Consider the following 25,624-nt stretch of genomic DNA (forward strand, 5'->3'; position numbering starts at 1 on the left):
GCGTTGATGCGGCTCGACTCAAGGTTGAGCGAGCGAAGCGAGTCGAAACCTCTCCGCACCGGATCAATGCGAGCGCCAGCGAGCGTTGATGCGGCTCGACTCAAGGTTGAGCGAGCGAAGCGAGTCGAAACCCCTCCGCGTCTGGGGATACGCTAACGCGGCCGTGAGACTTCGTGCGCGTGGCCGAGCCGCAGCCCCGGCACCAGAGCGCTCAGGGCGAGCACCACGGCGATGGCGAACACGGCCGGGAATCCGGCATCCGTCCCCACCAGCGCGGTGAAGACGAGCCCCATCACGGCGATCGACGACGCCGAGCCGACGGCGTCCGAGATCGACAGCGCCGATGAGTTGAACCCCTGGTTCTGCGCCGTCGAGTACGCCAGCGTCAGCACGGTCAGACGCGGGTACATGAGGCCCATTCCGCCGCCCGCGAGCCCCCACCCCGCGATCAGCACCGCGGGGTGCAGTCCGAACAGAGCCGTCGCCCCCGCGAAGACGAGCGCTCCGACGAGCAGCGCGGTGCCGATCAGCGTGATGCGCGTGTTGCCGATCCGGTCGCCGAAGCGGCCCTGCACGTCGGCCGCGGTCGCCCACGCCACCGCGGCCGCGGTGAGGCCGAGCCCCGCCCAGGTCGGCGAGAAGCCGTACTCGTCGATCAGCAGGTACGGCACGTAGATCTCCGCGCCGAACAGCGCGCCCGCGATCAGTCCGCGCATCAGCACCACGCTGGGCAGGCCGCGCGCGGCGAGCAGCGTGCCGCGCGGAAGAAGCGGCCGCGATGCCAGCGCGATGACGACGACGGATGCCGCCACCGCCGCCCACGCCCACGTTCCGAGTTCGCCTGCGAGGCTGAGGCCCAGGGCGCCGACGGCGAGGGCCACGGCACAGGCCAGCCGCGGCGCGATGCGCGAGGTCGCCGGCTCATCGGTGTGGAGCGGGAGTCCGTGGAGGCGCGCCACCACCAGCGCGAACGCGACCACCGTGAGCGCGGCCACGCCGAGGAAGACCCACCGCCAGTGCAGGAACTCCGTCACAGCTCCTGCCAGGAACGGCCCGATCAGCGACGGCACGACCCACGCCGCGGAGAACGCGGCGAAGACGCGGCCGTGCATCGCACCCGGATAGACGCGGGCGACCACCACGTACAGGGCCACCGTCTGCCCGCCGGTGCCGAGGCCCTGCACCAGGCGCCCGGCGACGAGGGTCGGCATCGTGAGGGCGAGTCCCGAGATGAGCAGCCCGATGACGAACAGTCCGACGGCCGTGCTCAGCGGCGCGAGAACCCCGCCTCGGTCGCACCACGCGCCGACGGCGACCATGCCGATGACGCTCGTGGCGAGCGTTCCCGCGAACGCCACGGCGTAGAGGCGCTCGCCGTCGAGGTCGGCGCTCACCACCGGCATCACCGTGGTCACCGCGAGCGACTGGATCGCCGCCAGGAAGATCAGGGCGACGGCACCGACCGTCACCCAGACGAACCGGCCCCGCCAGATGCTCGTCGCGGGCTCGGATGCCGTCGTCACGATCGCGCCAGCGCGCCGATGCGCTCCACCGCCTCGCGGAGCAGCTCGGGCGCGCAGCCGAAGTTGATGCGGACGTGCCCCGTGCCCTCGACGCCGAACAGGGGTCCGTGGTGCAGCGCCACCTTCGCGTCGCGCAGCACCTTCACGGCGGGGTTGTCGCCCCAGCCGTACGCCGACAGGTCGACCCACGCCAGGAAGCCGGCGTCGGGCGGCAGGTAGCGCGCCTGCGGCAGGTGCTCGGCGAGGAGCTCCGCCAGGAGCAGTCGGTTGGCGTCGAGCGTGGCCAGCAGGCTCTCCAGCCACTCGTCGCTCTCGGGCGAATACGCCGCGACGTTCGAGAGCGCACCGAAGAGGCCGGTGCGCCACTCGACCTCCCACGGCAGCGAGCGCAGCGCCGCGCGCTGGGCGTCGCCGCCCGCGACCATCACCGCGCACTTCAGGCCGGCGAGGTTGAAGGTCTTGCTCGCGCTGGTCACCGCATAGCCGACCCGCCGGGCCGACTCCGAGGCTGCCAGGAACGGCGTGAACGCCGTGGGCTCGTACGTCAGCGGTCCGTGGATCTCGTCGCTGACCACCGTCGCGCCGAATCCTTCGGCGACATCCGCCAGCGCGGCCAGGCTCTCGGGCGTGTGCACGCTCCCCGTGGGATTGTGCGGGTTGCACAGCAGCACGGCGCGTGCGCCGCCCGCGAGCGCCGCCTCCACACCGAGCAGGTCGATCTCCCAGCCGGCGTCGCTCGCCGCGAGCGGCACGCGCTCGACCACGCCGCCTGCCTCCTCGACGGTGTCGTAGAACGGCGGGTACACGGGAGGCATGACCACGACACGGTCACCGGGTTCGATGACCTTGCGCAGGATCTCGACGACGCCCATCATCACGTCGCCCGTCCAGAACACGTCGGCCGGGTCGACGCTCCACCCCCAGCGGCGCTCGGCGAAGCCGGCGAAGGCCTCGCGGACGCCGGGGTCGGGAGGGGTGTATCCGGTGTCGCCGAGCTGCACCGCGCGCGTCAGGACCCGCGTGATCTCGGGTGCCAGCGCGTAGTCGGTCTCGGCCACGAAGAACGGCAGCACGTCCTCCCCGTACTTCCGCCACTTCGTGCTCGTGCGCTGGCGCAGCTCGTCGAGGGGCAGTGCTTTCAGGGGGGTGACGCTCACCATTCGACCCTATCGAGCGACGGCGACATGGCGACGCCGCGTGTCACCGTGCGAAACGGCCGGGCCTCAGATCGCGAAACCGAGCGCGCGCATCATGTCGCGCCCGTCGTCGGTGATGCGCTCCGGACCCCACGGCGGCATCCACACCCAGTTGATGCGGAACCGCTCGACGATCTCGTCGAGCGCCTGTGCGGTCTGCTCCTCGAGCACGTCGGTGAGCGGACAGCCGGCCGACGTGAGGGTCATGTGGATGACCAGGGCGTCGTTCTCGTCGTCCCACGCGAGGTCGTAGATGAGGCCGAGGTCGACGACATTGATCCCGAGCTCCGGGTCCATGACGTCCTTGAGAGCCTCGGTCACCTCGTCGTACTTCTCGGGGGTGAGGGTCGCCGTCATACGTCGATCCTACGCTTCGCTGGCGACGGGAGCCTCGGCGGGCTCCTCTTCGCCCGCGGGCAGGTAGCGGTCGTAGCCCTCGTCCTCGAGGCGGTCGGCCAGCTCGGGGCCGCCCTCCTCGACGATGCGCCCCTGCACCATCACGTGCACGAAGTCGGGGTGGATGTAGCGCAGGATGCGGGTGTAGTGCGTGATGAGTAGCACACCGAGGTCGTTGTCCGCCTTGGCGCGGTTGACGCCCTCCGACACGATCTTCAGCGCGTCGACGTCGAGACCGGAGTCGGTCTCGTCGAGCACGGCGATCTGCGGACGCAGGAGCTCGAGCTGGAGGATCTCGTGGCGCTTCTTCTCGCCGCCCGAGAAACCCTCGTTGACGTTTCGCTGCGCGAACTTGGGGTCCATGCGCAGGTTCTTCATCGACGCCTTGACGTCCTTCGTCCACGTGCGGATCGAGGGCGCCTCGCCGTCGATCGCGGTCTTCGCGGTGCGGAGGAAGTTCGTGACGGTCACGCCCGGGATCTCGACCGGGTACTGCATCGCCAGGAAGAGGCCCGCACGCGCCCGCTCGTCCACCGACATCGCGAGGACGTCCTCGCCGTCGAGCGTGATCGAGCCGCTCGTGACGGTGTACTTGGGGTGACCGGCGATCGTGTAGGCGAGCGTCGACTTGCCCGAGCCGTTGGGGCCCATGATCGCGTGGGTCTCACCCGTGCGGATCGTGAGCGACAGACCGTTGAGGATCGGCGTGGTGCCGGCATCCGTCTCGACCGTCACATGGAGGTCGCGGATCTCGAGAACAGACATTCTTCAGTACCTTCTTCAGTTCACTTCGAGCGTGACGGTGGCGTCGACGAGCACGTCGTCGCCGTCGACGGTGACCGCGAACACGGGGACCGGCTCGTACGCGGGGAGATTGAGGGGCTTGCCGGTGCGCAGCGAGAACGCCGAGCCGTGGGCCCAGCACTCGAGCGACTCGCCGTCGACGAAGCCCTCGGCCAGCGAGATGTCGCCGTGGGTGCAGACATCGCCGATGGCGTGCACCTCGCCGCTGGAGTCCATCACGAGGGCGATCGCGACGCCGTCCACCTCGACACGGCGGGCTTCGTCCGGGACGAGGTCGCTGAGGGCGCACACGCGCTGCGCGGTCATCGGCCGGCCTCCTTGGCGAGTTCTTCCTCGATCACGGCGAACAGCTCCGCCTCGAGGTCTGCGACACCGATCTTCTGCACGATCTCGGCGAGGAAGCCGAGCACGACGAGCCGTCGCGCCTCCTCCTCGGCGATGCCGCGCGCCTGCAGGTAGAACAGCTGCTCGTCGTCGAATCGCCCGGTGGCGCTCGCGTGACCGGCGCCGCGGATGTCACCGGTCTCGATCTCCAGGTTGGGGATCGACTCGGCGCGCGCGCCTTCGGTCAGGACGAGGTTGCGGTTGGCCTCGTACGAGTCGGTGCCCACGGCATCCGCCCCGATGAGGACGTCGCCGATCCACACCGTGCGCGCCGCCGCGCCCTGCAGCGCGCTCTTGTAGAGCACGTCGCCGGTGGTCTCGGCACCCTTGTGGTGCAGGTACACCTGGCTCTCGAGGTGCTGCCCCGAGTCGGAGTAGCTGAGGCCGTACAGCTCGGCGCGCGAGCCGGTGCCGGCGAGCTCCACCGTCGGGTTGACGCGCACGACGCCGCCGCCGAAGCTGACGACGACGTGGCGGAGGGTCGCGTCGCGCTCGACGCGCGCCTGGTGGGAGGCCACGTGCACGGCGTCGTCGTCCCACCGCTGCACGGTCACGAGCTCCAGGTGTGCGCCCTCGCGCACGATGATCTCGACGTTCTGCGCGTGCTGGGCGGTGCCGGTGTGGCGGAACACGACGGTGGCGTGCGAGTTCGCCTGAGCCTCGACGACGACGTGCGCGTGCGCCAGACCGCCGGTGCCGGTCAGCGACACCACGATCGGCTCGGTGTACTCGGCGCCGGCCGGTATGCGCAGCAGCGGCGCCTCGGTCTCCTGTTTCCAGGCGATCGCGCTCGGCAGATCCTCGGGGCGGAACACCTCGCCGCGGGGCGCCGTGCCGATGGTCAGGCGCTCCTGCACGAGTCCTGCCGGGGCGTCGACGTCGACCTCGATGACGCCGTGGGGTCCGGCCTCGTCGACGAACAGCGGCTGGACCTTGGCGGTCGGCGTGTGCTTCCAGTTGACCTCGCGGCCGGTGGGCACCTCGAAGTCGGCGGGGTCGAAGGACCAGGGACGCTCGGAGCGAGTCTGAACCGGCACGAACGCGCCGGCGCCATCGGTGTGGCCCTTCGCGCCGGGAATGGTGGGGGCCTCAGTGGTGGGGCTCATCTAGCCGACGGATCCTTCCATGCCCATCTCGATGAGCTTGTTGAGTTCGAGCGCGTACTCCATGGGCAGCTCGCGGGCGATCGGCTCGATGAAGCCGCGCACGATCATCGCCATGGCCTCGTCCTCCGGCATCCCGCGGCTCATGAGGTAGAAGAGCTGCTCCTCGCTGACCTTCGAGACCGTCGCCTCGTGGCCGAGCTGCACGTCGTCGACGCGGATGTCGATGGCCGGGTACGTGTCGGAGCGCGAGATCGTGTCGACCAGCAGCGCGTCGCAGCGCACCGTGTTGGCCGAGTGGTGCGCGTTCGCGTCCACGCGGACCTCGCCGCGGTAGCCGGCCCGGCCGCCGCCGCGGGCGATCGACTTGGACACGATCGACGACTGCGTGTACGGCGCCATGTGGATCATCTTCGCGCCGGCGTCCTGGTGCTGACCCGGACCGGCGAACGCGACCGACAGCGTCTCGCCCTTGGCGTGCTCGCCCATCAGGAAGATCGACGGGTACTTCATCGTGACCTTGGAGCCGATGTTGCCGTCGATCCACTCCATCGTCGCTCCCTCGTGCGCCACGGCGCGCTTGGTGACGAGGTTGTAGACGTTGTTCGACCAGTTCTGGATCGTCGTGTAGCGCACACGGGCGTTCTTCTTCACGATGATCTCGACGACGGCCGAGTGCAGCGAGTCGCTCTTGTAGATCGGGGCCGTGCAGCCCTCGATGTAGTGCACGTACGAGCCCTCGTCGGCGATGATGAGCGTCCGCTCGAACTGTCCCATGTTCTCGGTGTTGATGCGGAAGTACGCCTGCAGCGGGATCTCGACGTGCACTCCCGGCGGCACGTAGACGAACGAGCCGCCCGACCACACCGCGGTGTTGAGCGCCGCGAACTTGTTGTCGCCGGCCGGGATGACCGTGCCGAAGTACTCCTCGAAGAACTCGGGGTGCTCGCGCAGCGCGGTGTCGGTGTCCATGAAGATGACGCCCTGCGCCTCGAGGTCCTCGCGGATCTGGTGGTACACGACCTCGGACTCGTACTGTGCCGCGACGCCCGCGACCAGGCGCTGGCGCTCCGCCTCGGGGATGCCGAGCTTCTCGTACGTGTTGCGGATGTCCTCGGGGAGCTCTTCCCACGACCCCGCCTGCTTCTCGGTGGAGCGCACGAAGTACTTGATGTTGTCGAAGTCGATCTCGCTGAGGTCGGCGCCCCAGGTCGGCATCGGCTTGCGGCCGAACAGCTGATAGCCCTTCAGCCGGGTCTTCAGCATCCATTCGGGTTCGTTCTTGAGCGCCGAGATGCCACGCACCACGGACTCGTCGATGCCTCGTTTCGCCACGGCTCCCGCGGCGTCGGCATCATGCCACCCGAACTCGTAGACACCCAGGCTGTCCAGCTCCGGGCGATCGATCAGCACATCAGACATCGTCACGTTCTCCTCCGGGTCCTAGCGGTGTGATCCGCCCCGGCATCCGTGTTCTCCGGTGGAGATACCGGAGGGGGGATGCCGCTTCTCGGGCCCTCTCAAGCGGCGCCGATCTTCGCGCCTAGACTGTCAGTGGTGCGCGGCGCTGGGAACTGCACCGCAACCGACCCCTTGATTCTACAGGTTCCACCCCGACGCGGACGCGCCCCGTACGTCACGCGCGGTTCCAGGAGCCTCTGCCAGGAGGCGACGACCAGCATGTCCGCGCAAGAGTCCACCACGACGGCCCCGGGAATCCGGCAGCGCTTCTGGCTGTGGCTCCCGGATCGCGTCGACCGCCGCGTGATCGCGGCCGCGTGGGCGACGCTGGCGGTGCAGATCGGCATCGTCGCCACCGGGGGCCTCGTCCGCCTCACCGGCTCCGGGCTCGGCTGCGACACGTGGCCGCGGTGCAACGAGGACTCATTCGTCCCGGTCCCCGAGGTCTCGGGGGTGCACGGCTTCATCGAGTTCGGCAACCGCCTGCTGACCTTCGTGCTGGTCGCCGTCGCGATCATCATGTTCCTCTTCGTCGTCCGCATGCGCCGCGAGCGCCGTGACCTGTTCTGGCTCTCGCTGCTGATCGGCCTCTATGTGCCGGTGCAGGCGGTCATCGGCGGTATCACGGTCCTGACGAACCTCAATCCCTACGTCGTGGGCCTGCACTACTTCGCCTCGGTGCTGCTGGTGGCGCTGTCGGCGGTGCTCGTGGTGCGCGTGTACGCCGAGCCGGGTCCGCGCGTGCTCGCCGTCCCCCGCTGGTACGCGGCGGTGACCCACGTCACGACGGCGTTCGTGCTCCTCACGATCGTGGTGGGCATCCTCGTGACCGGCTCCGGCCCGCACGCCGGCGACGGCGGCGCCGCGCGCAACGGGCTCAACCCGGAGCTGATGCAGCACATCCACGCGTGGCCGGGCTACATCACGTTCGCGCTCACCCTCGTGCTGGTGGCCGGCTCGTGGCGCACTCCCCCGGCGCTGCGCCTGCGCCTGTGGACGCTGCTCCTGCTCGGAATCGAGCTCGTGCAGATCGTCGTCGGACTCTGGCAGGCGCGCACCGGGCTGCCGATCGTCCTCGTCAACATCCACATGGTGCTCGCAGTCGGGCTGGTCGCCGCGATGACGGCCGTCGTCATGCATCTCAAGGCGCCGGCACGCGCGGCCGTCCACAGCTGATCCATAGCAACCCGATTGGCGTCGCACGGACTCCTTTGCGAGGGTGGGATGCCGCGGCCACCACGGGTCGCGCATCCCGAGGAGTGATCGACACATGTCCACCCGTCCCCGTCTCATCCGCAGCATCCCGTTCTGGGGCCTCGTCGTCGTCTCGCTGGCGACCGTCGCCGGCGGCTGGTTCATCACCACCGACAAGATCGCCTCGATGACGACGACCCTGACCGACGGCACCGCGACCGGTGTCGACGTCTATGTCGGCCAGTCCGTCGCCCAGCTCGGCGGGATCCTCATCGGCGCCGGCATCGTCGGCATCCTCCTCGCGCTCGGCATCGCCGCCATCTCGACCCTGCGCCCGCACGCGCCGGTCGAGGTCGTCGAGCCCATCGACTGGGACTCCGAGGCGGAGAGCATCGACGCCGCCCCCGAGAGCACCGAGGCCGCTGAGCCGGCCGCCGCCGCCGAGGTCGACGCACCCGTCGCCTCCCGCTGACACCACGCCGAAAGCCGCAGGGAGTCTCGTACTTCCTGCGGCTTCGTCGTATCGGGGTGCACGGCGGCCGTCAGGCCCGCGACCGCGCCCGCGCGGTCTGCTCCCGCAGCCGCTGCCGCTCCGCTTCGCTCCCGGTGAGCCGCGCGGCTTCGGCATAGGCGTCGGCCGCCTCGGCCCAGCGGCCGAGCTCCATGAGGAACGCGGCTCGCGCCGCCGGGAGGTACGGGTACCGCACGAGCGGAGGATCGGCGGCGACGGCGTCGACGGCCGCCAGCCCCGCCGCGGGCCCGTCGCGCATGCCGATCGCGACAGCGCCGTTGAGAGCGACCACGGGGCTCTGCCACGCCTGAGCGAGCAGCCGGTAGAGGCCGGCGATCCGCGTCCAGTCGGTGTCCGCCCACGTCGGCGCCTGCGCGTGCACGGCGGCGATGGCGGCAGAGATCGCATAGCGGTCGACTGCTCCGGCCGAAGCCGTCGCGAGCAGGGCGAGTCCCTCGTCGATGAGCGCCCGGTCCCACCGCGAGCGGTCCTGGTCGGCGAGCAGCTCGTCGCGCGTGTCGCGTCGGGCGTCGATGAGCAGCATGAGCGCGAGCAGCCCCGCCACCGAGCGATCTGCGGGCAGCAGTCCGCGCAGCATGCGGGTGAGCGCGATGGCCTCCTCCACCAGGTCCGTCCGGACGACGGCGTCGCCCGAGGGCGGCGCGTGCCCGACGGTGAACACGAGGTAGAGCACATCGCACACCACCCCGACGCGCTCGGAGAGCTCCCACGCGTCGGGCACCCGGAACGGGATTCGTGCCGTCGCGATCTTGCGCTTCGCGCGCGTGACGCGCGCCGCCATCGCGGACTCGCCGACGAGGAAGGCCGCTGCGATGTCGGCGGTCGACACGCCGCACACCAGGCGCAGGGTGAGGGCCACCTGCGCCTCGCGTGCCAGGGCGGGGTGGCAGCAGGTGAAGATCAGCCGCAGCCGATCGTCCGAGTGCCACGACCCGCCGTCGTCCGTCACCTCCTCACGGACGAGCAGCGGAAACCGGCGCCGCAGCGCCGCCTCCCGCCGCAAAACGTCCCTCGCGCGGTTGGCGGCGACCGTCGTCAGCCACGCGCCCGGACGATCCGGGATGCCGCGCGTCGGCCAGAGATCGACCGCCCGCGCGAACGCCTCCTGGGCGCACTCCTCGGCGAGGTCCAGGTCGCCGGTAAGCCGCGCGGTCGCCGCGACGACCGCCGCCCACTCGGCACGGTGGGCGTCGGCGAGGGCGGCGCCGACCTGGACGTCCGGAACCGTCCAGGACCCGACGGGAGCCTCGCTGCCGGAGGCTCCGCTCAGCGCACCGGCGCCGGGCGGAGGGGACGTGGGGACCATCGCTCAGGAGTGATCGACCAGCGGCTGGACCTGCACGCCGCCGTGGTCCTCGGAGGCCTCATGCAGCAGCCCGGCCAGTCCGAGCGCCGCGTCGAGGTCGGTCACGTCGACGAGGTAGAACCCGCCGAGGACCTCCTTTGTCTCGAGGAAGGGGCCGTCCGTCACGAGCGGCCGCTCCCTACCGGCGCGCAGAGTGGTCGCCGTACGGCTTGACTCAAGCTCACCCGACGCGATGATCGCCGAGCCTCCGCGTTCGCGGAACGCGGCGTGACCGGCGTCGACCGCCCGCATCTCGTCGTCGCTGCGGGCGTCCCACTGCGCCTCGTCGCCGTAGATCAGGATCAGATACTGCGCCATGCCGTCCTCTTTCGTCGTCGAGAGGCATTGTGCCCCTCATTCATCCGACGAACGAGCCCCCGCCGGAATCGACAGGGCCGGCGAATCAGAACGGCAGCAGCGGATCGACGGCGATCGCGACGAAGAGCAGGGTGAGGTACGTGATCGACGCGTGGAACACGCGCATCGGGCGCGGCTCGGTGCCGCGCACCGCGCGGTTGTAGAGCACGTGCGACTCGTAGATGAACCAGCCGCCGAAGACGAGCGCCGACACCGTGTAGACCAGGCCCATCCCGGCGACGGGGATCAGCAGCAGCGAGCACACCACGGTGGCCCACGCGTACAGGATGACCTGCAGGCCGACCTGCGAGCCGCCGCGCGTGGCGCCGAGCATCGGCACCTGGACGCCCTCGTACTGGTCCTTGTACTTCATCGACAGCGGCCAGTAGTGCGGCGGCGTCCACAGGAACACCAGCGCGAACAGGATCACCGGCGGCCACGCCAGCGAGCCGGTGACGGCCGTCCAGCCGATGACCACCGGGAAGCAGCCGGCGATGCCGCCCCACACGATGTTCTGCTCCGTACGGCGCTTGAGGATCATCGTGTAGATCACGACGTAGAAGAAGATGGCCGCGGCCGACAGCGTCGCCGCCAGCCAGTTCGTCGTGAGCCACAGCCACACCGTCGAGAACACCGCGAGCGACCAGGCGAAGATCAGCGCGCCGCGGGGCGAGACCTCGCCCGTGACCAGCGGCCGGTTCACCGTGCGCTGCATGTGAGCGTCGATGTCGCGATCGAGGTACATGTTGAATGCCGCCGCCGAGCCGGCACTCGCCGTGCCGCCGACGACGGTCGCGACGACCAGCCAGACGTCCGGGAAGCCGCCCTCCGCGAGGATCATCACCGGGACCGTCGTGACCAGCAGCAGCTCGAGCACGCGCGGCTTCATCAGCGCGACATAGGCGCGGACGGTGCGGCCGAAGCTCTGCCGAGGCCGGCGGGGTGTGTCGATCGTCCCCACGCCCGCGCGTGCGGACTCCGCCGCAGCCCCGGCCGTCTTCGTGCTGTCCATGACCCCCGCAATCGCCGCCTGCAGATTCGCCCCAAGTCTAGGGCATCGGCGTGTCGCACCCCGCGCCCGGGCGGCCGCCTCCCCCGGCGCCGGCGGATCACAACGCCGCCCGGCCGCAGGTGAGCAGAACGTGACGCCCGCGACACCGGGATGTCATGGACGGCGCACCGGCCTTCGCAAGACTGCGTCACATACACGTCTCGCATCGCCTCGGCGGTCTACCCCTTCGCTATGCTGAGAAACACGCGCGCCCGTCGCCGATTCCCCCTTATCCATCCGGACAAGGGCCGCGAGCCGGCCACATTCTGGGCGCACCTCCTCGAGAAAGGCGGCCCGGTGTCGGAACTGCGTTGGGATGAGATCGATCGGCGCGCGGTGGACACTGCTCGCGTCCTGGCTGCGGATGCCGTGGAGAAGGTCGGCAACGGCCACCCCGGCACCGCGATGAGCCTGGCGCCGGCGGCGTACCTGCTCTACCAGCGCGTGCTGCGTCACGACCCCGCCGACACCCACTGGGTCGGCCGCGACCGGTTCATCCTGTCGGCCGGGCACTCCTCGCTCACGCAGTACGTGCAGCTCTACCTGGGCGGGTTCGGGCTGGAGCTCGACGACCTGAAGGCGCTGCGCACGTGGGGCTCCCTCACGCCGGGACACCCCGAGTACGGGCACACCAAGGGCGTCGAGATCACGACCGGCCCTCTCGGCCAGGGCCTCGCGTCGGCGGTCGGCTTCGCGTACGCCGCCCGCTACGAGCGCGGCCTGTTCGATCCGGACGCCGCCGCCGGCACGTCGCCCTTCGACCACCACATCTACGTGATCGCCGGCGACGGCGACCTGCAGGAGGGCATCACCTCCGAGGCCTCGTCGCTCGCCGGCCACCAGGCCCTCGGCAACCTCATCGCCATCTACGACTCGAACCAGATCTCGATCGAGGACGACACGAACGTCGCCTTCACCGAGGACGTCGCGAAGCGCTACGAGGCCTACGGCTGGCAGGTGCAGGTCGTGGACTGGAAGAAGTCGGGCGAGTACGTCGAGGATGTCGCCGAGCTGTTCGCCGCGATCGAGGCGGCGCAGGGCGAGACGGCCAAACCGTCGCTCATCATCCTCCGCACGATCATCGGCTGGCCATCGCCCGGCAAGCAGAACACCGGCAAGATCCACGGCTCCGCGCTGGGCGGCGACGAGCTCGCCGCGACGAAGAAGGTGCTCGGCTTCGACCCCGAGCAGTCCTTCGTCGTCGCCGAGGACGTCCTCGCGCACACGCGCTCCCTGAAGGACCGCGCCCATGAGGAGCGCGCGGCCTGGCAGGAGTCGTTCGACGCGTGGGCGGCGGCGAACCCCGAGCGCAAGGCGCTGTTCGACCGCCTCGAGGCCGGAGAGCTGCCCGCAGACGTGGCAGCAGCCCTCCCCTCGTTCGAAGCGGGCAAGGACGTCTCCACGCGCGCCGCGTCGGGCATCGTGATCAACGCCCTCGCCGCCGAGCTGCCGGAGCTGTGGGGCGGCTCGGCCGACCTCGCCGAGTCGAACCTCACGACGATCAAGGACGCGAAGTCCTTCATCCCGGCCGAGTGGTCGACGCACGAGTGGTCCGGCGACCCGTACGGCCGCGTGCTGCACTTCGGCATCCGCGAGCACGCGATGGGCGCCATCGTCAACGGCATCAAGCTGCACGGCCCGACGCGCCCGTTCGGCGGCACGTTCCTGATCTTCAGCGACTACATGCGCCCCTCGGTGCGGTTGGCCGCGCTGATGGACATCCCGTCGATCTTCGTCTGGACGCACGACTCCGTCGCGCTCGGCGAGGACGGGCCCACCCACCAGCCGGTCGAGCAGCTCGCGACACTGCGCGCCATCCCGAACTTCACCGTGGTGCGTCCCGCGGACGCGAACGAGACCTCGGCCGCGTGGTTCGAGATCGTCCGTCGCCAGGGCGGCCCCATCGGCATCGCGCTGACGCGCCAGAACATCCCGGTGTTCGAGCGGGGCGAGGGCGAGGCCGACGGCGACGTCTTCGCGTCGACGGACGGCGTCGCCAAGGGCGCCTACATCCTCGCCGAAGCGCCGGGCGGCACGCCCGACGTGATCCTCATCGCGACCGGCTCCGAGGTGCAGCTCGCCGTCTCCGCCCGCGAGACCCTCGCCGCCGAGGGCGTGAACGCCCGCGTGGTGTCGGCGCCGTCGCTCGAGTGGTTCGACGAGCAGGATGCCTCCTACCGCGAGAAGGTCCTGCCCGCCGCAGTGAAGGCGCGGGTGTCGGTCGAGGCCGGCTCGGCGCTCACCTGGCGCGGCATCGTCGGCGACGCCGGCCGTTCCGTCGCGATCGACCACTTCGGTGCGTCGGCCGACTACAAGACCCTGTTCCAGAAGTTCGGCATCACCGCCGACGCCGTCGTCGAGGCCGCCCGCGAGACTCTCGCGGCCGCGAGCGACGTTTAAGCACGAGGAGAAGGCAGCATGAGCACCCCCACTGAGAAGCTGGTCGCCGAGGGCGTGAGCATCTGGCTCGACGACCTGTCGCGCGAGCGCATCACGTCGGGCAATCTGACCGAGCTCATCTCGACGCGCAACGTCAGCGGCGTCACGACGAACCCGACGATCTTCCAGGGCGCGATCGGCGGCGGCGGGCACTCGTACGCCACGCAGATCTCGGAGCTCGCGGCGGCCGGCGCATCGGTCGACGACGCGATCTTCGCCGCGACGACCGACGACGTGCGCGACGCGGCCGACATCTTCCGCCCGGTCTACGACTCGACGGACGGCGTCGACGGCCGCGTGTCGATCGAGGTCTCCCCCGACCTCGCCCACGACACCGAGGCGACGATCGCCCAGGCCAAGGAGCTGTGGGCCACGGTCGACCGCCCCAACGTGCACATCAAGATCCCTGCGACGAAGGCCGGTCTTCCCGCCATCACCGCCGTGCTGGCCGAAGGCATCTCGGTCAACGTCACGCTGATCTTCAGCCTGGAGCGCTACTCCGAGGTCATCGACGCCTACCTGGCGGGGCTCGAGCAGGCGCAGGCGAACGGCCACGACATCTCGAAGATCCACTCGGTCGCCTCGTTCTTCGTCTCGCGCGTGGACACCGAGGTCGACAAGCGGCTCGTCGCCATCGGCACCGATGAGGCCACGGCGCTCAAGTCGCTCGCCGGCGTCGCGAACGCCCGGCTCGCGTACGAGCTGTTCGAGCAGGCGTTCGCCACCGACCGCGCGAAGGCGCTGACGGATGCCGGCGCGCACCTCCAGCGGCCGCTGTGGGCGTCGACCGGCGTCAAGGACCCGTCCCTGCCCGACACCCTCTACGTCACCGAGCTCGTCGCCCCCGGCACCGTCAACACGATGCCCGAGAAGACGCTCGAGGCGACCTTCGACCACGGCCAGATCGCCGGTGACGCCGTCACGGGCACCTACGCCGCTGCGCACGAGGTCTTCGATCGTCTCGCCGCCGTCGGCGTGGACTTCGCCGACGTCACCCAGGTGCTCGAAGACGAAGGGGTCGACAAGTTCATCGCCTCCTGGCACGACCTGCAGGGCACCGTCAAGACGGCGCTCGAGGACGCGCTCCAGGCCACCCGATGAGCTTCGACATCCACCTCAGCGGACACGTCAAGTCCGTCGTCGAGGCCACACTGCCCGGGCTCGTGTCGAGCCTCGTGGCATCCGGCATCACCGGCGGCGACGAGTCCCTGTGGGGCCCCGCGGCCGAGGACGAGGCGTCGCGACGCCTGGGCTGGGTCGAGGCCGTCAGCGTCTCGCGCCCCCTGGTCGCCGAGATCCTGGCTCTCCGCGAGCGGCTGCGCTCGCGCAACATCACGCGCATCGTGCTCGCCGGAATGGGCGGCTCGTCGCTCGCCCCCGAGGTGATCGCCCAGACCTCGGGCGTTCCCCTCGTGATCCTCGACTCCACGGCCCCCGGCCAGGTGCTCGCGGCGATCGACGGCGACGCGCAGGCCGGCGACCTCACGCGCACGGCGCTCGTCGTGTCGTCGAAGTCCGGGTCCACCGTCGAGACCGACTCCGCCAAGCGGGCGTTCGAGGCGGCATTCCGCGACCTGGGGATCGACCCCGCCGAACGCATCGTCGTCGTGACCGACCCCGGCTCGCCGCTGGACCAGGAGGCGCGCGCGGACGGGTACACGGTCTTCAACGCCGACCCGACCGTCGGCGGCCGCTACTCGGCCCTCACCGCGTTCGGGCTGGTGCCGGCCGGTCTCGCCGGCGTCGACATCTCCGAGCTCCTCGACGAGGCGGAGGCGACGCTGCTCGAGGTGTCGATCGACAGCCCCGAGAATCCGGCGCTCGTGCTGGCCGCGGCGATCGCGGGCGGCCAGCAGGTCGACGGCGCAGCGTCTCGCAGGGACAAGCTCGGCCTCGTCACCGACGGCACGCACATCGTGGGCCTGCCGGACTGGATCGAGCAGCTCGTCGCCGAGTCGACCGGCAAGGAAGGCACCGGCATCCTGCCCGTCGTCCTGCTCCCGGTCTCCCCCGAGGTCGACGCGAAGCCGGCCGACCTGCAGATCGTGCGCCTCGTCGACGAGGCCAAGCAGTTCCACCTCTTCGAGCACCACGAGGGCGAGCTGCTCGTGAGCGGCTCGCTGGGCGCGCAGTTCGTCGTCTGGGAGTACGCGACGGCGATCGCGGGGCGGATGCTGGGCATCAATCCCTTCGACCAGCCCGATGTCGAGTCCGCCAAGGTGGCCGCGCGCGGCCTCCTCGACGCACGACCCGAGCCGACGGCTCCGGCGTTCGCCGTGGAGGGCGTCGAGGTGCGGGTCTCCGACCCCGCCCTCGCGGCATCCGGAACCGTCGCCGGGGTCCTCGACGCACTGTGGGCACGGCTGCCGGAGGACGGCTACGTCGCGATCCAGGCGTACGTCAACCGGCTCGAGCTGTCGCAGCTCGCGGGCCTGCGCGAACTCGTCGCCGCAGACTCCGGGCGTCCCACCACGTTCGGCTGGGGACCGCGGTTCCTGCATTCGACCGGGCAGTACCACAAGGGCGGCCCCGCGAACGGCGTGTTCCTCCAGATCCTCGAGCAGACCGACGTCGACCTCGAGATCCCAGGCCGGCCGTTCACGTTCGGCCAGCTCATCCAGGCGCAGGCCGCGGGAGACGCGGCCGTTCTCGCCGATGGCCACGGCCGACCCGTCGTGACCCTGACCCTCACCGATCCCCAGATCGAAGTGCTCTCGCTCTTCGAAGCGGCCCAGTAGGAGTTCGAGCCCCACATGACCGTCGAGATCTCGCGCGGGCACAACCCGTTGCGCGACCCCGAAGACCGTCGCCTCAACCGCATCGCCGGTCCGAGCGCGCTCGTCATCTTCGGCGTCACGGGAGACCTCTCCCGCAAGAAGCTCATGCCCGCCGTCTACGACCTCGCCAACCGCGGTCTGCTGCCTCCGGGCTTCGCGCTCGTCGGCTTCGCGCGGCGCGACTGGGCCGACCAGGACTTCGCCCAGGTCGTGTACGACGCGGTGCGCCAGTACGCGCGCACCGAGTTCCGCGACGAGACCTGGCAGCAGCTGCTGCAGGGCATCCGCTTCGTGTCGGGCGAGTTCGACGACCCGGACGCGTTCCGTCGCCTGAAGGACACCGTCGACCGGCTGGACACCGATCGCGGCACGATGGGGAACCACGCGTTCTACCTGTCGATCCCGCCGAAGGCGTTCCCGCTGGTGGCGGAGCAGCTGAAGTCGTCGGGTCTCGTGGACGACACCGCCGACCAGCCCGACCGCTGGCGCCGTGTCGTCATCGAGAAGCCGTTCGGGCACGACCAGGAGTCGGCGCGCGCGCTGAACGACGTGCTGCGCTCGGCGTTCCCGACGGACTCGATCTTCCGCATCGACCACTACCTCGGCAAGGAGACGGTCCAGAACATCCTGGCCCTCCGCTTCGCCAATGAGCTGTACGAGCCGATCTGGAACCGCAACTACGTCGACCACGTGCAGATCACCATGGCGGAAGACATCGGCGTGGGCGGCCGCGCGGGCTACTACGACGGTGTCGGCGCGGCACGCGACGTGATCCAGAACCACCTGCTGCAGCTGATGGCGCTGACCGCCATGGAGGAGCCCATCTCGTTCGATGCGAAGGACCTCCGCGCCGAGAAGGAGAAGGTGCTCGCCGCCGTCACCCTGCCGGAGGACCTCGCCCGCTCGACCGCGCGCGGCCAGTACGCGGGCGGCTGGCAGGGCGGTGAGAAGGTGCTCGGCTTCCTCGAGGAGGACGGCATGAACCCTCACTCGACGACCGAGACGTACGCCGCCGTGACCCTCGAGGTGAATACCCGTCGCTGGGCAGGCGTGCCGTTCTACCTCCGCACCGGCAAGCGTCTCGGCCGCCGTGTCACCGAGATCGCCGTGGTCTTCAAGCGCGCCCCCGAGCTGCTGTTCTCGCGCAGCCAGACGTCGGGTCAGGGCCAGAACGCCCTGGTGATCCGTGTGCAGCCCGACGAGGGCGTCACGATCCGGTTCGGCTCGAAGGTCCCGGGTGCCGGTGCCCAGGTGCGCGACGTCACGATGGACTTCGGCTACGGCCATGCCTTCACCGAGGCGAGCCCCGAGGCCTACGAGCGTCTCATCCTCGACGTGCTGCTCGGCGACCCGCCGCTGTTCCCGCGGCACGAAGAGGTCGAGCTGTCGTGGAAGATCCTCGACCCGATCGAGCAGTTCTGGGATGCCCAGGGCGGTCCGCTCGAACAGTACTCACCCGGGTCGTGGGGCCCGGACTCCGCGGACGAGATGCTCGCCCGCGACGGACGGACCTGGAGGCGCCCGTGATCGTCGATCTTCCCGACACCACTGTCAGCAAGATCTCGCGTGCGCTCGTCAACGTGCGCGAGGAGGGCGGCGCGGTCGCGCTCGGCCGCGTGCTGACCCTCGTCATCCTCACGCGTGAGGCCGCGGTCGAAGAGGTCATCGAAGCCGCCAACGACGCGTCGCGCGAGCACCCGATGCGCGTCATCGTGCTGCTGATCCCCGACGGCTACGACGCCGAACCGCGCCTGGACGCGCAGATCCGCGTGGGCGGCGACGCCGGTGCGAGCGAGGTCGTCACCCTGCGGGCATTCGGCGACGCCGGTCACTCGAACCTCGAGAGCCTCGTGACGGGCCTGCTGCTGCCCGACGCTCCCGTCGTGGTGTGGTGGCCCAACCGCACGCCCGACAACATCTCGAAGACCTCGATCGGTCGCATCGCCCAGCGCCGGATCACGGATGCCGCGACCAAGTCCGACCCGTCGGCATGGGTCGCGGGCCTGGGCGAGCAGTACGCGCCCGGCGACACCGACCTCGCGTGGACGCGTCTGACGCGCTGGCGCGAGCAGCTGGCCGCCATCCTCGACCAGCCGCCGTACGAGCCCGTGGTCGGCGTGCGGGTGCGCGGTGCGTCGGATTCGCCCTCCACTGCGCTCCTCGCGGCGTGGCTGCGCCTCACGCTCGACGTGCCCGTCGACTGGGCGTATCTCGACGCCGAGGAGTGGCCGCACGGCATCAAGTCCGTGGCGCTGGTGCGTCCCAGCGGTGAGGTGCTCCTGGAGCGCCCGACGCCCGGTGTGGCGATCCTCACCCAGCCCGGACAGCCCACGCACGACCTGGCGTTCCCGCGCCGGACGCTGCGCGAGTGCCTGGCAGAGGAGCTCCGTCGCCTCGACCCGGACGTCCTGTATGGTCGAGTCATCACCGAGGGCTGGGAGCTGCTCGACCCTCCGGCGACGAAGGGGACGCAGGCCTGATGGACAGTGCACGGGTGACGGACAGGACGAAGACGAATGCCTGAAGGCTGGGCCGAGAAACGCGTCATCATCAGTCCCGATCCCGCTGCGCTCGTCGATTCCGTCGCTCCGCGCTTCCTGAGCCGCGTCGCCAAACGGGTCGACGAGGGCAAGCTCGCCCACATCTCGCTCACGGGCGGATCGATGGGTGCGGCAGTGCTCGCCGCCGCAGGACGCAGTCCGCGCGCGGCCCGCATCGACTGGTCGCGCGTCCACTTCTGGTGGAGCGACGAGCGGTTCGTCCCCCTCGGCCACTCCGACCGCAACGACCGCCAGGCGCGGGAGGCGTTCCTCGACGGCTTCGACATCCCGGCCGAGAACATCCACGCCACGCTCGGCAGCGATGACGGCGTGGATCTGGATGCCGCCGCCGCCGCGTACGCCGACGAGCTCGCCCGCTTCCCCGGAGCGGAAGGCGCGTGGCCCTCGTTCGACGTGTGCTTCCTCGGGGTCGGGCCGGACGGGCACATCGCGTCGCTCTTCCCCGACCGCGCCGAGATCCAGATCACGGATCGCTCGGTGGTCGCGGTGCGCGACTCCCCCAAGCCCCCGCCGGAGCGGATCACGATGACCCGTCCCGTCATCAACAGCTCGAAGCGCGTGTGGCTCGTACTGTCGGGCGCCGACAAGGCGGCCGCGCTGGGCCTCGCGCTGGCCGGAGCCAGCTACGCGAGTGTTCCCGCCGCCGGCGCCAAGGGCCGCAAGCGCACGACGTTCTTCGTCGACCAGGCGGCCGCCGCGCAGGTGCCGCCGGAGCTCATCGACCGCGAGTATTGACCCCGGCTGCTGCACGCGGACAGAAGAGAAGAGCGGATGCCTCGGCATCCGCTCTTCTCTTCTGTGCTGTATGCGTCGCGTCAGCCCTGTCCGCGGCGCTCGCGGAGCTGCTTCAGCGCGTCGTCGAGGAGCGTCTCGGCTTCCTCTTCGGTGCGGCGCTCCTTCACGTACGCGAGGTGGGTCTTGTACGGCTCGGTCTTCGCGACGGCGGGAGGGTTCTCCTTGTCGCGCCCGGCCGGCAGACCCGAGTGGGGCGAGTCGATCGTCTCGGGGATCTCCTCCTCGGGGATGCCCGCTGCGAAGTAGCGCACCGTCTCGTTGCCCAGGGCGTCCCAGTACGAGATGGCGATGCGGTCGGCGTGGAAGCCGTGGTCCTGCTCGCCCATCGGACCGGCACCGACGCGGGTGCCGCGGATCGCGTTGCCTCCGGTGGCCATCAGATGGCCTGGAACTTCGTGATCAGGCCGAGCGCCACGATCGATGCGAACCACACCAGGGCGAGGACCACCGTGAATCGGTTGAGGTTGCGCTCGGCGAGGCCCGAGGAGCCCATGGCTGAGGTCATGCCGCCGCCGAACATGTCGGACAGGCCGCCACCGCGCCCCTTGTGGAGCAGGATGAGGAGGGTCAGCAGGAGACTCGTGATGCCGAGAAGCACCTGCAGGACGAACTCGAGGATCTGCACAGTCGTAGAAGCCTTTCGCTGCGATCGTTCGCCGATCGCACAAGGGTCAAGTATACGTGTACACCGGCGGGCGGCGAGGAATCCTCGCCGCCCGCCGGTCAGCGCTCAGACGCCGACGTGCTTCTGGTAGCGGATGATCGCGGCGAACTCGTCGACGACGAGGCTCGCACCGCCGACCAGCGCACCGTCGACATCGGGCTCGCGCATGAAGCTGGCGATGTTCGCGGCCTTCACCGAGCCGCCGTAGAGAACCCGCGTGCGGGCTGCGGCATCCGCTCCGAGCTTGTCGGCGATGACCTCGCGAAGCTTGGCGCACACCTCCTGGGCCTGCTCGGGCGTCGCCGCCTGGCCGGATCCGATCGCCCACACGGGCTCGTAGGCCACGACGATGTCGGCATCCGCCTTCACGCCTTCGAGTGCGGCCCGGAGCTGACCGACCGGTACGGCGCTCGCACCGTGCTTCTCGAGGTCGTCGGCGGTCTCGCCCACGCAGATCACGGGAACCAGCCCATGCTTCAGCGCCGCCTGCACCTTCGCGGCGACGATGTCGTCGCCTTCGTGGTGATATTCGCGACGCTCGGAGTGGCCGATGATCACGTAGCGGTTGTCGAGCTTCGCGAGGAACGCGCCCGAGACCTCGCCCGTGTACGCGCCGGAGTCGTGCGACGAGATGTCCTGTGCACCGAGGGCGAACGGGATCTTGTCGGCGTCGAGAAGGGTCTGCACCGTGCGGAGATCGGTGAAGGGCGGGAAGACCGCCACCTCGACCGAGCCGTCCTCGTGCTTCGCGTCCTTGAGCGTCCAGTGCAGCTTCTGGACGAACGCGACCGCCTGCAGGTGGTCGAGGTTCATCTTCCAGTTGCCGGCGATGAGCGGGGTACGCCTGGTCTGCGCAGCAGCCGTTGAACCAGCGCTGTCTACTGCCATCCGAGGACCTCCAGTCCGGGGAGCTTCTTGCCCTCGAGGAACTCGAGGCTGGCGCCGCCGCCGGTCGAGATGTGACCGAAGGCGTCGTCGGCGAACCCGAGCTGGCGGACCGCCGCGGCGGAGTCGCCTCCGCCGACGACCGACAGACCGTCGACCTCGGTGAGCGCCTGCGCGACGGCCTTGGTCCCGGCCGCGAACGGCGCGAGCTCGAACACGCCCATCGGGCCGTTCCAGAACACCGTCTTCGAGCCGCGGACGAGCTCGGCGAACCGCACTGCAGTGTCGGGCCCGATGTCCAGGCCCAGCCCGGAGGCGCCGAACGGCGTCTCCTCGATCTGATCCGCGCGCGTCACCACGTGCTCCGCGTCGGCGCCGAACTTCGAGGCGACGACCACGTCGGTCGGCAGCACGAGCTCGACGCCCGACTCCTCCGCGCGGCGCATGTACTCGCGGACGGTGTCGAGCTGGTCCGCCTCGAGCAGGCTCGAGCCGACCTTGTGACCCTGGGCGGCGAGGAACGTGAAGAGCATCCCGCCGCCGATGAGCAGCCGGTCGACGCGCGGCAGCAGGTGCGAGATGACACCCAGCTTGTCGCTGACCTTCGAGCCGCCGAGGACGACCGTGTAGGGCCGCTCCGGGCTCTCGGTGAGGCGATCCAGGACGTCCAGCTCGGTCGCGATGAGCAGACCCGCCGCGGACGGCAGGATCTCGGCGAGCTCGTACACGGACGCCTGCTTGCGGTGCACGACGCCGAAGCCGTCCGAGACGAGTGCGTCGCCGAGTGCGGCGACCTGTTCGGCGAACGCCCGGCGCTCCCCCTCGTCCTTCGCGGTCTCCCCCGGGTTGAACCGGAGGTTCTCGATCACCGCGACGTCGCCGTCCTCGAGGGCCAGGACGGCCTCCTGAGCGGACTCGCCGACGGTGTCGCGGGCGAAAGCGACGGGCTTGCCGAGCAGCTCCGACAGGCGCTGCGCGACCGGCGCGAGGCTGTACTTCGCATCGGGAGCCCCGTCGGGGCGACCGAGGTGCGAGCAGACGACGAGGCGTGCGCCCTGATTGATCAGGGCGTTGAGCGTGGGGAGCGTGGCCCGCACACGGCCATCGTCCGTGATGATCCCGTCCTTGAGAGGAACGTTGAGATCAGCACGGACGATGACGCGCTTGCCGGCCAGCGAACCCAGCGAATCGAGGGTGCGCAGAGCCATGGCGGTGGTTACAGGCTCTCGGCGACGTACTCGGTGAGGTCGACGAGGCGGTTGGAGTAGCCCCACTCGTTGTCGTACCAGGCCGACACCTTGACCAGGTTGCCGCTGACGTTGGTCAGCTCCGAGTCGAAGATCGACGAGTGCGGGTTGCCCTGGATGTCGCTGGAGACGATCGGGTCCTCGGTGTACTGCAGGTAGCCCGCGAGGCGACCGTCGGCCGCGGCGGCCTGGTAGGCGGCGTTGACCTGGTCGACCGTGAGGCCCTCGGTCGGGGTGACGATCGTGAGGTCGACGATCGAGCCGGTGGGAACCGGCACGCGGTACGACGAGCCGCTGAGCTTGCCGTTGAGCTCGGGGAGCACGTGTCCGATGGCCTTCGCGGCACCGGTCGAGGCCGGGACGATGTTGATCGCCGCGGCGCGGGCACGGCGGAGGTCGCTGTGCGGGCCGTCCTGGAGGTTCTGGTCGGCCGTGTAGGCGTGGGCGGTCATCATGAAGCCGCGCTCGATGCCGAAGGCGTCGTTGAAGACCTTGGCCAGCGGGGCGAGGCAGTTCGTGGTGCACGACGCGTTCGAGATGATGACGTGGTTCTCGGGGTCGTAGTCGCCCTCGTTGACGCCCATGACGACGGTCACGTCGTCACCGGTGGCGGGAGCGGAGATGAGCACCTTCTTGGCGCCGCCCGAGACGTGCTTCTTGGCGTCGTCGGCCTTGGTGAAGCGACCGGTCGACTCGATGACGATGTCGACGCCCAGCTCGCCCCAGGGGAGGTTGGCGGGGTCACGCTCTTCGAAGACCTTGATCTTCTTGCCGCCGACGGTGATCGAGTCCTCGTCGTAGGACACCTCGGCGTCCAGCGGGCCGCCGACCGAGTCGTACTTGAGCAGGTGAGCGAGCGTCTTGTTGTCGGTGAGGTCGTTCACCGCCACGATGTCGAGGTCCGCACCCTGCGCGAGTGCCGCGCGGAGGTAGTTGCGTCCGATTCGGCCGAAGCCGTTGATGCCGATCTTGACAGTCACGGAGTTTCTCCTGAGATGTGTCGTGCGCGAGTGCGCGGTTGGTGCGGTGCGAACGAGGACAACGGCGTCCCGGCGGGCGTCCCGCCGGGACAGCCGCGCCTTTTATGACAGTACCAGCAGGCCCGAGGTCTTCTGGCGGGCGGCGTCGAGGCGCTGCGCCACGTTCTGCCAGTTCGCGATGTTCCAGACAGCCTTCACATAGTCGGCCTTGACGTTGAGGTAGTCGAGGTAGAAGGCGTGCTCCCACATGTCGAGCTGGAACACCGGGATCGTGCCCTGCGCGGTGTTGCTCTGCTGGTCGAACAGCTGCTGGATGATGAGCTGCTCGCCGATCGGGTCCCAGCTGAGGACGGCCCAGCCGGAGCCCTGGATGCCGGTCGCGGCGGCGGTGAAGTGCGCCTGGAACTTGTCGAAGCCGCCGAAGAACTCGTCGATCGCGGCGCGCAGCTCGCCCTCGGGCTCTCCGCCGCCCTCGGGCGACAGGTTGGTCCAGAAGATCGAGTGGTTGACGTGACCGCCGAGGTTGAACGCGAGGTCCTTCTCGAGCTTGTTCACGTTGGCCAGATTGCCGGTCTCACGCGCCTCGGCCAGCTGCTCCAGCGCGGTGTTCGCGCCGGTGACGTACGCCTGGTGGTGCTTGCTGTGATGCAGCTCCATGATCTTGCCGCTGATGTGCGGCTCGAGGGCGGCGTAGTCGTAAGGGAGGTCGGGCAAGGTGTACTTCGCCATGTTCTCTTCTTCCTGTCGGCGCGCGCCGAAATCCCCGGCGCAGCGAGGGTGACGGAATCATCCTACTGAGCGGCAACGCACGGGCGACGGGGTTGCTTCCCACTGTGACGTGTGGAAGACGGTCCCTGGTCTCCTCACGCATCGCTTCACGCCCCACGGAGGCTCGGACGTGCGCGGCAGGGCCGTGGCCCGCGGCATCAGCCGCGCAGGATCAGTCCTCGATGCCGGCGGGGACCGCCGACTCGGTGCCGGGCAGACCCTCGGCCTCGGCCTTCTTGTCGGCCATCGCGAGGAGGCGACGGATGCGGCCGGCGACCGCGTCCTTGGTCAGCGGCGGGTCCGCGTGGTGGCCCAGTTCGTCGAGGCTGGCATCGCGGTGCGCGAGACGCAGGTCACCGGCCTGGCGGAGGTGCTCGGGCACCTCGTCGCCGAGGATCGCGAGCGCACGCTCGACGCGCGCGCAGGCGGCGACGGCGGCCTGCGCCGAGCGACGGAGGTTCGCGTCGTCGAAGTTCACGAGCCGGTTGACGCCCGCACGCACCTCGCGGCGCTGACGCATCTGGTCCCAGTCGGCCGCCGCGCGCATGGCGCCCATCGCGGCCAGGGCCGCGCGGATCGCCTCACCCTCGCGCACGACGACGCGCGGGATGCCGCGCACCTCGCGGGCCTTGCCGGCGATGCCGAGACGGTGCGCGGCGCCCACCAGGGCCATCGCGGCCTCGGAGGACGGGCAGGTGATCTCCAGCGCGGCGGAGCGACCCGGGTCGGTGAGCGTTCCGGCCGCCAGGAACGCGCCGCGCCAGATCGCGGCGAGATCCCCGCGTGAGCCCGTCGTGAGCTTGTTGGGAAGCCCGCGCACGGGACGGCGCCGCTGGTCGAGGAGGCCGGTCTGGCGGGCGAGGGTCTCGCCGCCCTCGATCACGCGCACCGCGTAGTGGCTGCCCGTGCGGGCACCGGAGCCCTGCACGTGCACGAGTTCCGGGCGCACGCCGTACAGCTCGACGAGGTCGCGCGCGGTGCGCCGGGCGAGGATGTCGGAATCGAGTTCGGCCTCGACCGCGACGCGGTTCGCGATCGAGTGCAGGCCGCCCGAGAATCGCAGCAGCGACGTGAGCTCGGCGACCCGTGCGGTCGGGCGCGGGTCTCGCACGGTGATCAGCTCGGCCTTCACGTCAGCGGTCAGCGACACGGGACTCCTTCG

General features: G+C 70.1%; 25 protein-coding genes. 8 read left to right on the forward strand and 17 right to left on the reverse strand.

Annotated features, from left to right (window positions below):
* Positions 1-152 precede the first annotated feature (152 nt).
* The 7 genes from MRBLMI12_RS17130 to sufB form a co-directional block, all read right to left on the reverse strand.
* On the reverse strand, positions 153-1,523 hold the full coding sequence (locus MRBLMI12_RS17130) for an MFS transporter (protein WP_363357488.1): 1,371 nt from the start codon (positions 1,521-1,523) through the stop codon (positions 153-155).
* Positions 1,520-2,683, reverse strand: a complete 1,164-nt coding sequence (locus MRBLMI12_RS17135) for a MalY/PatB family protein (RefSeq protein WP_404910751.1) — start codon at positions 2,681-2,683, stop codon at positions 1,520-1,522. The genes MRBLMI12_RS17130 and MRBLMI12_RS17135 overlap by 4 nt, the downstream gene beginning before the upstream one ends.
* 63 nt (positions 2,684-2,746) lie before the next feature.
* Complete coding sequence (locus MRBLMI12_RS17140; RefSeq protein ID WP_349427669.1) at positions 2,747-3,076, reverse strand: metal-sulfur cluster assembly factor; 330 nt, start codon at positions 3,074-3,076, stop codon at positions 2,747-2,749.
* A gap of 9 nt (positions 3,077-3,085) precedes the next feature.
* Positions 3,086-3,880, reverse strand: a complete 795-nt coding sequence (gene sufC / locus MRBLMI12_RS17145) for a Fe-S cluster assembly ATPase SufC (protein WP_308867413.1) — start codon at positions 3,878-3,880, stop codon at positions 3,086-3,088.
* Positions 3,881-3,895: 15 nt separating this feature from the next.
* Positions 3,896-4,225, reverse strand: coding sequence for a non-heme iron oxygenase ferredoxin subunit (locus tag MRBLMI12_RS17150; RefSeq protein ID WP_349427670.1), 330 nt, complete (start codon positions 4,223-4,225; stop codon positions 3,896-3,898).
* Positions 4,222-5,409, reverse strand: a complete 1,188-nt coding sequence (gene sufD, locus MRBLMI12_RS17155; protein ID WP_363357490.1) for a Fe-S cluster assembly protein SufD — start codon at positions 5,407-5,409, stop codon at positions 4,222-4,224. Before sufD ends, MRBLMI12_RS17150 begins: the two co-directional genes overlap by 4 nt.
* Complete coding sequence (sufB, locus tag MRBLMI12_RS17160; protein WP_308867416.1) at positions 5,410-6,828, reverse strand: Fe-S cluster assembly protein SufB; 1,419 nt, start codon at positions 6,826-6,828, stop codon at positions 5,410-5,412.
* Positions 6,829-7,086: 258 nt separating this feature from the next.
* On the opposite strand from sufB, the gene MRBLMI12_RS17165 reads away from it, so the two are divergent.
* Together MRBLMI12_RS17165 and MRBLMI12_RS17170 are read left to right on the forward strand one after the other, a co-directional pair.
* Positions 7,087-8,043, forward strand: a complete 957-nt coding sequence (locus MRBLMI12_RS17165; RefSeq protein ID WP_363357491.1) for a COX15/CtaA family protein — start codon at positions 7,087-7,089, stop codon at positions 8,041-8,043.
* Positions 8,044-8,137: 94 nt separating this feature from the next.
* Positions 8,138-8,533: a dinucleotide-utilizing enzyme gene (locus MRBLMI12_RS17170; protein WP_363357492.1), complete on the forward strand. Its 396-nt coding sequence runs from the start codon at positions 8,138-8,140 to the stop codon at positions 8,531-8,533.
* 70 nt (positions 8,534-8,603) lie between these two features.
* Here MRBLMI12_RS17170 and MRBLMI12_RS17175 read toward each other — a convergent pair whose 3' ends face one another.
* The 3 genes from MRBLMI12_RS17175 to MRBLMI12_RS17185 form a co-directional block, all read right to left on the reverse strand.
* A complete protein-coding gene (locus tag MRBLMI12_RS17175; RefSeq protein WP_363357493.1) occupies positions 8,604-9,899 on the reverse strand; it encodes an RNA polymerase sigma factor in 1,296 nt (431 codons plus the stop codon).
* A gap of 3 nt (positions 9,900-9,902) precedes the next feature.
* Entirely contained in the window at positions 9,903-10,256 is a 354-nt protein-coding gene (locus tag MRBLMI12_RS17180) for a YciI family protein (protein ID WP_363357494.1), read from the reverse strand.
* An 85-nt stretch (positions 10,257-10,341) separates the two neighbouring features.
* Positions 10,342-11,307 carry a heme o synthase gene (locus tag MRBLMI12_RS17185; RefSeq protein ID WP_363357495.1) on the reverse strand — a complete coding sequence of 322 codons (966 nt, stop codon included), beginning with the start codon at positions 11,305-11,307 and terminating at the stop codon, positions 10,342-10,344.
* Between the two features lie 336 nt (positions 11,308-11,643).
* On the opposite strand from MRBLMI12_RS17185, the gene tkt reads away from it, so the two are divergent.
* The 6 genes from tkt to pgl are packed head-to-tail and all read left to right on the forward strand — an operon-like array spanning position 11,644 to position 19,858.
* Complete coding sequence (gene tkt / locus MRBLMI12_RS17190; RefSeq protein ID WP_363357496.1) at positions 11,644-13,746, forward strand: transketolase; 2,103 nt, start codon at positions 11,644-11,646, stop codon at positions 13,744-13,746.
* A gap of 18 nt (positions 13,747-13,764) precedes the next feature.
* Entirely contained in the window at positions 13,765-14,886 is a 1,122-nt protein-coding gene (gene tal / locus MRBLMI12_RS17195; RefSeq protein ID WP_363357497.1) for a transaldolase, read from the forward strand.
* A complete protein-coding gene (locus tag MRBLMI12_RS17200) occupies positions 14,883-16,523 on the forward strand; it encodes a glucose-6-phosphate isomerase (protein WP_363357498.1) in 1,641 nt (546 codons plus the stop codon). Before tal ends, MRBLMI12_RS17200 begins: the two co-directional genes overlap by 4 nt.
* A 15-nt stretch (positions 16,524-16,538) precedes the next feature.
* Positions 16,539-18,089: a glucose-6-phosphate dehydrogenase gene (zwf, locus tag MRBLMI12_RS17205; protein WP_349427678.1), complete on the forward strand. Its 1,551-nt coding sequence runs from the start codon at positions 16,539-16,541 to the stop codon at positions 18,087-18,089.
* Complete coding sequence (locus tag MRBLMI12_RS17210) at positions 18,086-19,042, forward strand: glucose-6-phosphate dehydrogenase assembly protein OpcA (protein ID WP_363357499.1); 957 nt, start codon at positions 18,086-18,088, stop codon at positions 19,040-19,042. The genes zwf and MRBLMI12_RS17210 overlap by 4 nt, the downstream gene beginning before the upstream one ends.
* Positions 19,043-19,078: 36 nt before the next feature.
* Positions 19,079-19,858, forward strand: a complete 780-nt coding sequence (gene pgl, locus MRBLMI12_RS17215; RefSeq protein WP_363357500.1) for a 6-phosphogluconolactonase — start codon at positions 19,079-19,081, stop codon at positions 19,856-19,858.
* 80 nt (positions 19,859-19,938) lie between these two features.
* Here the strand turns inward: pgl and MRBLMI12_RS17220 are convergent, their stop codons facing one another.
* From MRBLMI12_RS17220 to whiA, 7 genes are all read right to left on the reverse strand, one after another.
* Positions 19,939-20,295 carry an RNA polymerase-binding protein RbpA gene (locus tag MRBLMI12_RS17220; RefSeq protein ID WP_349427681.1) on the reverse strand — a complete coding sequence of 119 codons (357 nt, stop codon included), beginning with the start codon at positions 20,293-20,295 and terminating at the stop codon, positions 19,939-19,941.
* The gene (gene secG, locus MRBLMI12_RS17225) at positions 20,295-20,543 is read right to left on the reverse strand and encodes a preprotein translocase subunit SecG (protein WP_308867435.1); all 249 of its coding nucleotides are present in this window, start codon (positions 20,541-20,543) and stop codon (positions 20,295-20,297) included. Before secG ends, MRBLMI12_RS17220 begins: the two co-directional genes overlap by 1 nt.
* Before the next feature lie 105 nt (positions 20,544-20,648).
* The gene (gene tpiA, locus MRBLMI12_RS17230; protein WP_363357501.1) at positions 20,649-21,470 is read right to left on the reverse strand and encodes a triose-phosphate isomerase; all 822 of its coding nucleotides are present in this window, start codon (positions 21,468-21,470) and stop codon (positions 20,649-20,651) included.
* A complete protein-coding gene (locus tag MRBLMI12_RS17235; protein WP_363357502.1) occupies positions 21,461-22,675 on the reverse strand; it encodes a phosphoglycerate kinase in 1,215 nt (404 codons plus the stop codon). The genes tpiA and MRBLMI12_RS17235 overlap by 10 nt, the downstream gene beginning before the upstream one ends.
* Positions 22,676-22,683: 8 nt before the next feature.
* The gene (gene gap / locus MRBLMI12_RS17240; RefSeq protein WP_363357503.1) at positions 22,684-23,694 is read right to left on the reverse strand and encodes a type I glyceraldehyde-3-phosphate dehydrogenase; all 1,011 of its coding nucleotides are present in this window, start codon (positions 23,692-23,694) and stop codon (positions 22,684-22,686) included.
* Positions 23,695-23,796: 102 nt separating this feature from the next.
* Positions 23,797-24,423: a superoxide dismutase gene (locus tag MRBLMI12_RS17245; protein WP_308867439.1), complete on the reverse strand. Its 627-nt coding sequence runs from the start codon at positions 24,421-24,423 to the stop codon at positions 23,797-23,799.
* 211 nt (positions 24,424-24,634) lie between these two features.
* Complete coding sequence (gene whiA / locus MRBLMI12_RS17250) at positions 24,635-25,612, reverse strand: DNA-binding protein WhiA (RefSeq protein ID WP_308867440.1); 978 nt, start codon at positions 25,610-25,612, stop codon at positions 24,635-24,637.
* Between the last annotated feature and the right edge of the window lie 12 nt (positions 25,613-25,624).

Origin of the sequence: Microbacterium sp. LMI12-1-1.1, assembly GCF_040676455.1 — a bacterium.
In the GTDB taxonomy this organism is placed as follows: domain Bacteria; phylum Actinomycetota; class Actinomycetes; order Actinomycetales; family Microbacteriaceae; genus Microbacterium.

What these genes read in the sequence shown, in the direction of transcription:
- MRBLMI12_RS17175 (WP_363357493.1), bottom strand. Translation starts at nt 9,899, where the DNA reads ATGGTCCCCACGTCCCCTCCGCCCGGCGCCGGTGCGCTGAGCGGAGCC.
- MRBLMI12_RS17180 (WP_363357494.1), bottom strand. Translation starts at nt 10,256, where the DNA reads ATGGCGCAGTATCTGATCCTGATCTACGGCGACGAGGCGCAGTGGGAC.
- MRBLMI12_RS17150 (WP_349427670.1), bottom strand. Translation starts at nt 4,225, where the DNA reads ATGACCGCGCAGCGCGTGTGCGCCCTCAGCGACCTCGTCCCGGACGAA.
- tal (WP_363357497.1), top strand. Translation starts at nt 13,765, where the DNA reads ATGAGCACCCCCACTGAGAAGCTGGTCGCCGAGGGCGTGAGCATCTGG.
- sufB (WP_308867416.1), bottom strand. Translation starts at nt 6,828, where the DNA reads ATGTCTGATGTGCTGATCGATCGCCCGGAGCTGGACAGCCTGGGTGTC.
- MRBLMI12_RS17170 (WP_363357492.1), top strand. Translation starts at nt 8,138, where the DNA reads ATGTCCACCCGTCCCCGTCTCATCCGCAGCATCCCGTTCTGGGGCCTC.
- MRBLMI12_RS17220 (WP_349427681.1), bottom strand. Translation starts at nt 20,295, where the DNA reads ATGGCCACCGGAGGCAACGCGATCCGCGGCACCCGCGTCGGTGCCGGT.
- MRBLMI12_RS17165 (WP_363357491.1), top strand. Translation starts at nt 7,087, where the DNA reads ATGTCCGCGCAAGAGTCCACCACGACGGCCCCGGGAATCCGGCAGCGC.
- tpiA (WP_363357501.1), bottom strand. Translation starts at nt 21,470, where the DNA reads ATGGCAGTAGACAGCGCTGGTTCAACGGCTGCTGCGCAGACCAGGCGT.
- MRBLMI12_RS17185 (WP_363357495.1), bottom strand. Translation starts at nt 11,307, where the DNA reads ATGGACAGCACGAAGACGGCCGGGGCTGCGGCGGAGTCCGCACGCGCG.
- MRBLMI12_RS17140 (WP_349427669.1), bottom strand. Translation starts at nt 3,076, where the DNA reads ATGACGGCGACCCTCACCCCCGAGAAGTACGACGAGGTGACCGAGGCT.
- pgl (WP_363357500.1), top strand. Translation starts at nt 19,079, where the DNA reads ATGCCTGAAGGCTGGGCCGAGAAACGCGTCATCATCAGTCCCGATCCC.
- MRBLMI12_RS17245 (WP_308867439.1), bottom strand. Translation starts at nt 24,423, where the DNA reads ATGGCGAAGTACACCTTGCCCGACCTCCCTTACGACTACGCCGCCCTC.
- MRBLMI12_RS17200 (WP_363357498.1), top strand. Translation starts at nt 14,883, where the DNA reads ATGAGCTTCGACATCCACCTCAGCGGACACGTCAAGTCCGTCGTCGAG.
- MRBLMI12_RS17235 (WP_363357502.1), bottom strand. Translation starts at nt 22,675, where the DNA reads ATGGCTCTGCGCACCCTCGATTCGCTGGGTTCGCTGGCCGGCAAGCGC.
- sufD (WP_363357490.1), bottom strand. Translation starts at nt 5,409, where the DNA reads ATGAGCCCCACCACTGAGGCCCCCACCATTCCCGGCGCGAAGGGCCAC.
- sufC (WP_308867413.1), bottom strand. Translation starts at nt 3,880, where the DNA reads ATGTCTGTTCTCGAGATCCGCGACCTCCATGTGACGGTCGAGACGGAT.
- MRBLMI12_RS17135 (WP_404910751.1), bottom strand. Translation starts at nt 2,683, where the DNA reads ATGGTGAGCGTCACCCCCCTGAAAGCACTGCCCCTCGACGAGCTGCGC.
- zwf (WP_349427678.1), top strand. Translation starts at nt 16,539, where the DNA reads ATGACCGTCGAGATCTCGCGCGGGCACAACCCGTTGCGCGACCCCGAA.